This is a genomic window from Prosthecobacter sp. (genome assembly GCF_049294395.1).
GTDB lineage: Bacteria > Verrucomicrobiota > Verrucomicrobiia > Verrucomicrobiales > Verrucomicrobiaceae > Prosthecobacter.
Map to the genome: position 1 here is coordinate 1 of NZ_JBAQCR010000282.1, position 5,883 is coordinate 5,883.

At 60.1% G+C, this 5,883-nt stretch carries 6 protein-coding genes; 5 read left to right on the forward strand and 1 reads right to left on the reverse strand.

Translation table 11 applies throughout. From position 1 onward, the window contains the following. The first annotated feature begins 881 nt into the window (after nucleotides 1–881). A complete protein-coding gene (locus WAW39_RS19260) occupies nucleotides 882–1,604 on the forward strand; it encodes a hypothetical protein (RefSeq protein WP_422320792.1) in 723 nt (240 codons plus the stop codon). A gap of 54 nt (nucleotides 1,605–1,658) precedes the next feature. Continuing rightward, on the forward strand, nucleotides 1,659–3,518 hold the full coding sequence (locus WAW39_RS19265; RefSeq protein WP_422320793.1) for an RNA-binding domain-containing protein: 1,860 nt from the start codon (nucleotides 1,659–1,661) through the stop codon (nucleotides 3,516–3,518). Between the two features lie 219 nt (nucleotides 3,519–3,737). Here the strand turns inward: WAW39_RS19265 and WAW39_RS19270 are convergent, their stop codons facing one another. Beyond that, a complete protein-coding gene (locus WAW39_RS19270; RefSeq protein WP_422320794.1) occupies nucleotides 3,738–4,094 on the reverse strand; it encodes a hypothetical protein in 357 nt (118 codons plus the stop codon). 526 nt (nucleotides 4,095–4,620) lie between these two features. On the opposite strand from WAW39_RS19270, the gene WAW39_RS19275 reads away from it, so the two are divergent. The 3 genes from WAW39_RS19275 to WAW39_RS19285 form a co-directional block, all read left to right on the forward strand. Next, complete coding sequence (locus WAW39_RS19275; RefSeq protein WP_422320795.1) at nucleotides 4,621–5,088, forward strand: lipoprotein; 468 nt, start codon at nucleotides 4,621–4,623, stop codon at nucleotides 5,086–5,088. Nucleotides 5,089–5,173: 85 nt separating this feature from the next. Further along, on the forward strand, nucleotides 5,174–5,581 hold the full coding sequence (locus tag WAW39_RS19280) for a type II secretion system protein GspG (RefSeq protein ID WP_422320796.1): 408 nt from the start codon (nucleotides 5,174–5,176) through the stop codon (nucleotides 5,579–5,581). A gap of 17 nt (nucleotides 5,582–5,598) precedes the next feature. Next, on the forward strand, nucleotides 5,599–5,883 hold a 285-nt coding region (locus tag WAW39_RS19285), incomplete at its 3' end, for a hypothetical protein (RefSeq protein ID WP_422320797.1).

Genomic DNA, 5,883 nt, shown 5'->3' on the forward strand with positions numbered 1-5,883 from the left:
CCCATGGCTGGTCCGCCGTGGCCGCGCAGGTGGATGCCGCCATCCACGCCCGCTGGCAGGGCCTGCATTTTCAAACCACGAACACTCACCCCGCCAAAGCCCATGCCCATGGCCACAACCGCCCCAGTCCAACTCCCGTGCGCAGCGACAGCGCCAACGCCCCCGGCCGGTATGCGTGAAGCCGCCATCACCGCCTCCCGCCCGCTGGCATGCAGCGCATCCGCCTTCCCGCAAGTTCATCGCGGTTCGCAGACTCATGTCCGCATGGCGAGCTGTTTCTTGCTCGAGGACCGTGGGCTTCCTTCTTCGCTAAAGCTACGAAGAACACGTCGACGGCGGCGGGCTGAGGACAGCCCGCCCTACCTGCCCTGGGCATGCGAACGCCCGGCGCGAGGTAGGGCGCTTGGTCCTCCAAGCGCCGCCGAGCGTCTCCACGCTCGCTTTCCGGCAATCCGTCTTGGAAAACACCGAGCCACCCAGCACGCACGTGCCACCCAGCGCACGCATTGTAGTACCGCCTTTAGGCGGAATCTGGGAGCGCCTTCGCGGATCGCCGCGCCGCGCATTCCAGAACCAGCTGCTGCGAAGCCGCGAAGCGAACGCGGCACTACGAAACAGCCCTGGATACACGGAGGCGCTGGCGCTGCCATACGCTGCCCTCACCAGCGCGCTCCTGCCACCTCGCACGTGTGTGCCACCCAGCGCACGTATTGTAGTCCCGCCTTTAGGCGGAATCTGGGAGCGCCTTCGCGGATCGCAGCGCCGCGCATTCCAGAACCGGCTCAAGCCGGTACTACAATACGTACCTGGGTGCGCGGCGGCGCTGACGTCTTGACACCACATCCCAACATTTCCTACCACACTCGATTCCTTCTCAAACCATGAAACCTCAATCCATCTCCCGCGTGCTGCACGGGGCCGTAAGAGCCCCGGACCGCCAGCAGGCCCTGCTGGCGGATCTTGATCTTTCCCCTGACTCCGTGCCCGGCTCCGCAGACCTCCACCCGCACGTGGCCGCGTGGCCGTGGCGGTTTGAGGTGTATCACCCCGGGCTGCGCGAGGTGCTGCCGTCGGTCCAGGCCTTTTGCAGCGCCGTCATCCGCCGCGAGCAGCCCCGCCGCTGGGTTTCCCTGCTGGGCCCCTCCGGCGTGGGCAAGACGCATGTTTTGAAGCAAGCCCTCGCCTGCCTGCAGTCCGCCGCCGCACGCGGCCACTGGAAAATCCCCACGCCCACCGGCCATCGCGGTCCGCAAATGGCCCACCTCATCCCCGCCGTGGACCTGGAGGACTTCCGCGCCGCACGCGATTACGCGAAGTACGACATCATCTACATCGAAGACATCGGCAGCGGCGCCGCCCTGGACAAAGGCGCCGGCGCCGTCACCCGCAACCGCATCGCCGAGCTCCTCCAGCTCCGCTCCGGCAAATGGACCCTGCTGGATGCCAACCTCTACCGCCGCGAGATCGAACAACAAATCGACGGCCGCATCGCCTCCCGCCTCAAGAGAGACGGCAGCTGGATGGTCGAAGTGCCGCAGGAGGTGCCGGATTTCTGGGACAGGGAGGAGTGGGCGGCAAAAAAAAGAGCAAAAGAAGATGCCTAACGCGAAAGAAGAATGATGCAAGGATGACTGAACCTTCTACAGTGTTCTGCCCGCATGAAAATCATTGACGAACTCCTGAGCAAACTAGCTGATCTCATTCAGCAGGGACGGTTCATGGAACTGGAGACAGAAGGGCTCGAAATCAAGCCTGTTCCAATTGACGGGGGCGAATGGAAGGAACGGCACAAAAGTGTGAACGCATTCCTAAATACGCGTGGTGGCATTCTGGTTTTAGGTGTGAAGGAAGAGGGCACGGGAGCCGCCCGGCGTTATGTGCTGAGCGGGTGGAAGGAACATGCTGAGCCAAACCTTAAAGAATTTCAGCGCATCTATACCGACCGCAAAGGTGTCAAATTGGACCTCGGCGACTGCTTTCCGCAGATGGAAATACGCACGTTGCTGGGGGAAAGGGTGGCGGTGGTGTATGTGGACGAACTGGCGGCAGACCGGAAATTTGTCTTTCTCAATGGTACGGCCTACAAACGCATCCTGACCGGTGATCACAAGATCACCGAACGAGAGGTTGAGATGCAGGAGGAGTTCAAGGAGGAAGCCACTCACGCCAAAGAACTGCAGGTCGTGCCTGATATGCAGGAGACGGATCTGGACCTGACCAAGTTGAACCATTTCATCTTTCACCTGAATCAGCCACAGCAGGTAGAAACACTGAAGCCGGACCTTGCGGCAGCCCGGGCCTTTCTGGAGCGACGGTGCTTTCTCAAAAATGGCACCGTCACCATTCTGGGGGCGCTGGTCTGTGGCAACCATCCTGGAGACCGCCTCGGATTCCGCAGCCATGTACATGGCTATGTGGACGTGGCGCAGCAAATCGCACAGGATAAGCAGGACTTCGTGGACAATGTTTTGCAGTTGATGGAGTCGAGTCTGGGCTACTTGCTGAGAAACATTCAGGTGGGCATCATCGCGGCAGGTGGTGGTACAGCTGTGCCTCAGTATCCAGAGGAAGTGCTGCGTGAGACGGTGAACAATGCTCTGGCCCACAGGGACTACTCGGTGGACAAGCAGGTCATCATTGCCATCAAGCCAGGCGTCCACATCGCGATCCGCAACCCTGGAAAATTTCGGCAGACCCTGCTTGTTGAAGATGGCAATTCAGACATACCGGTGCGCCGCATTCTGCCGGAAGCCAAACCGCGCAACCCAAAGCTGGCAGATGTGCTGCGAGTGTACCGAAAATGGGAAGGACGAGGCATCGGCATGGCCACGCTGGTGAACCTATGCCTGCAGAACCGCATCGACCTGCCCTATTACCGCATTTACACCGAGGAAGTCTGCCTGCACATCTGTGCGGGCAAACTGATGGGGGACCGCATGGAGAGGCTTTTCGACTCATTTGACAGGCACATCTCCATCAAACTGGAAGGCGGCAGCCTTACTGAAGAACAAAAGCTGGTTCTCGCTTATCTGATCAAATCGGAATGGGCCAATGAGCAATATTTTTATACCATCCTGCTTACCCCCGACAATAATCATTTCGCGGCGCTGAGCATCTTGGAAAAATCGGGTTTGATCAGCAAACATCCGCTCAGCACTCCAGCATGCCCTATCTACATCGCGGACAGAGTACTGGTGCAGCGGAGCTATACGCGGGAACTGCGGGCCATGTTTGGCGCAGCGTTTGACAGTCTTGATGAGACTGCACAGGCGGCTCTCGGCGTGATCTACCGCCACAATCATTACTGCAAGGAAAAGGGCGGCAGCGCCAAACAGGCTGCTTTTGCTCTTTGGTATGAGCGCCGTGGCCCGGAGGGAGACATCAAACAGTTCGATACCTTCTATCGGAAGGTTAGAAACATCTTCAATAAGCTCGAGAGATCAGGTTTTGTGGCGAAGATTGCCGGAACGAGAGGCTACATCTTGTGTGATGACTACAAACAGTCTCACATTCTTTAAACTGAGCCAATTCGAACCTTTTCCCCTACCCGGCAACCATAACCGTTGCTTCAGCGGCGTGCACCTCCATCTGCTCGGCTAGGCGGTTGGTGAACTCTGCGGCTTCGGATTCGAAGACGAGTTCGTTTTCGACGGGGAGTTTGCGCAGGTTTTTGACGGCCTTTTCATCGGCGGGGCTCAGGGAGGCTCCGCAAGCCTTTCAAAGCCCCCTCCTCCACCTCACCCCCGCTTCTTCAGCGGCAGGAACGCGAAGATCAGTTCACGCCTTGCTCTGACCTTGCGGCCGTCGCGTTCGATGAGGGTTTGCTGGGTGAATTCGGTGAGATCGCGCTGGAGGGTTTTGGAGGTTTTGGCGGCGTAGGCTTTGGCGAGGCGGGGGGTGAGTTCGGTGAGGGTGGCGATGGGCACCCAGTCGTGGACGGTGCCGAAATCGAGCGCGAGGTGGCGCTGGCGGGTGTCGCTGGGGCTGTTTTTGTGCTGGAAGCGCTCGTGGACGTAGTTGCGCCAGGTGACGTCCCACTGCTGCTCCCAGACGAAGTGGAGCTGCTTGCGCAGGCCGTCCACCAGCCCCTGCACGGCGTAGAGGAGGAAGGGGCGGAGATCGCCACCGGACTTGCTGGCGTGGTCGAGCTGGCGGTAGTACTCGGCGCGGGTCTCGTTGTAGTGATTGCTGAGCAGAGGCGGCGGCGGGGGCTTGCTGGAGGGTGGGGAGGGCTTGGGTGAAGGGTTGCCAGCAGGGGTGGTCGGGTGGGTGGGCGGTGCTGACGCGGGTGATCAAGAGGTGACTCTAAATAGGGCGAAAGAATGGCCGCAAAAAGGCGCAAAGGAGCGCAAAAAATGAAGAGATTGAGGCGGGGATGATGGGGCCGCATTCCCGCCTCCATTTTTGTCAAGTATTTGCACACTGACCCCGTTTTTCTGGGATGTCTTGGTATGATGTTCGGCGGCAGGGACGCCCGCCCGGAGCCGACAACATGTCGGCGCTCCCAGTGATGAGCTGCGCAGGGAAAAAATGCGGCGTTGCATCATGGGGCTGGCATATTCGGCGGAAGTGAGCACCCTTGATGACTGCTCAGCTCAACACGGAAGAACTGCTCCTGCCATGCCTCCTTGGTTTCGTTTTCTTACTCTCATCTGCACCGTGGCCGCGCTGTCGGGCTGCCGTGATAAAAATCCGCCCCCGGCGCCCCCTGAAGCCATGACGACCCAGCCCACGCCCCGTGTCACCGCCGATGACGTGCAGCGGATCATCCGGCGGGATTTCGGGGATGCGCGCACTGCCGAAGTGCAGGCCCTCCTGAGCCGCTACGGCACGAAGGACTGGCAGCGTGAGCCGGCCCGGGTGCATCTGGCCATCCTCAAGCTGGCCAAGGGCGACGTGAGCCAGCTGAAGCTGCACACAGAGACTGCGTGTTCGGATTACCGGGATGTGCTGAGTCCTGCCGAGTACCGGCGCTACTCCGCCCTGGCGTGGTCCACCCCAAAAGATCCGAAGGCTGAGCAGCAGGCCATGCGTGACGACTGGGAGGAATACCAAAGCTGGCTGGCCCGCAAGACTCCTGCGCCATGAATTTGACAAAGCTCTGCATGAACTGACGGCGAAGGGTGAGCGGGCATCCAACGAATCCAAGACACGCAACAACTTCCCCACTCCTATGAGCAAGCCCATCGAAGTCATCGCGTCTGCGCTCATTCTGTTCCTGCTGGCATTTCTCTTTTTGGTGGAGACGATCCCGCCGCGCGGCCTGACGGCAACGCGGCTGAGTGTGACCAAGCGGCGCATTCTTCAGTACGGGCACCTGCACAACAAGCTGCCTCTGACGCTGGCAGAGCTGCCTGCAAGACCTGGCTACGACAATGAGACGACGGATGCGTGGCAGCGCCCGCTGGACTACAGCAGCGATGAGTCCGGGGCCGTGACGCTGCGCAGCCTGGGCGCAGACAAGCTGCCCGGTGGCGAGGGCGACAACCGTGACATGACGGGGGTCTTCATGAGCCGTGATGCGCAAAACCGCTGGCAGGAGGAACTGGCTGAATGGAAACAGGACCCGGTGCGGCCATGATGACAAGATCACACACCATGAAAACATTTCTGCTATCGGCACTCCTTGGGGTGCTTTTGTCTGTGGCATGCCTGGGGCTGGAGGGCGGGCCGGATTTTCTGAGCGGCATCCCGGAGCTGCGCGAGCTGTCGCTGAAGATGTCTGAGGATGAGCTCCAGGCTCAGGTGGAAAAGCACGGGCTCTATGCCAGGAAGGAACAGCAGAAGGAGCGGGTGTCGTACTGGGTGCTCACTCCCGCAGGCGAAAATGTCATCGTGGGTTTTGCCGCTGGGAAGTGCACGGGGATTCAGAGGATGCAGCCG